A 586-nucleotide genomic window follows, 5' to 3' on the forward strand; every position below is an offset into this window, starting at 1 on the left:
AATACCCAAAAGCACCTACTTTGATTGGGTTCACTATACTGAAAGCCATCGTCAGCGAGAAGACACTATTTTAAAAGCTTTGTTGCGTGAAATTTGGCAAAATAACTATAAAGCTTATGGCGCGCCACGTCTGCGATTAGCATTAGCTGATCTGAATTTGCATCATGGAACCAACCGAGTTCGTCGTTTAATGCGAGAAGCTGGCATATACTCTGTCATGAGTCGTCGATTTAACAAACCAACGACAACTGTTGATTATCGTCAACGTCCCAACTTAATCAGGCATTTACCCGAAGCCAACGCTTGGAGCATGGACATCACTTATTTAAAGTTGAGTAATGGTCAGTGGGTCTATTTAGCGTCAGTTTTAGAGTTACAAACGCGTAAGATATTAGCCCATCAAATCAGTGCCACGATGGATACCAAATTGGTAGTTACAACACTACAAAGATCGCTGTCAACTGATAAAAAACCAAATTATTTACATACTGATATGGGCAGTCAGTTCACTAGTTTTGGCTTTGAAAATTTGTTAAAGCGACATAAAATTGATCATTCGTATTCAAAACTAGGACATCCATATGAT

1 protein-coding gene is annotated in these 586 nt (G+C 39.1%); it reads left to right on the forward strand.

Annotated features, from left to right (window positions below; all coding sequences use genetic code 11):
- Positions 1–586: DDE-type integrase/transposase/recombinase (locus BFAL_RS10875; RefSeq protein ID WP_152973662.1), on the forward strand; the 586-nt coding region annotated here is incomplete at both ends.

Source organism: Bifidobacterium aesculapii (assembly GCF_001417815.1).
Taxonomy (GTDB): domain Bacteria; phylum Actinomycetota; class Actinomycetes; order Actinomycetales; family Bifidobacteriaceae; genus Bifidobacterium; species Bifidobacterium aesculapii.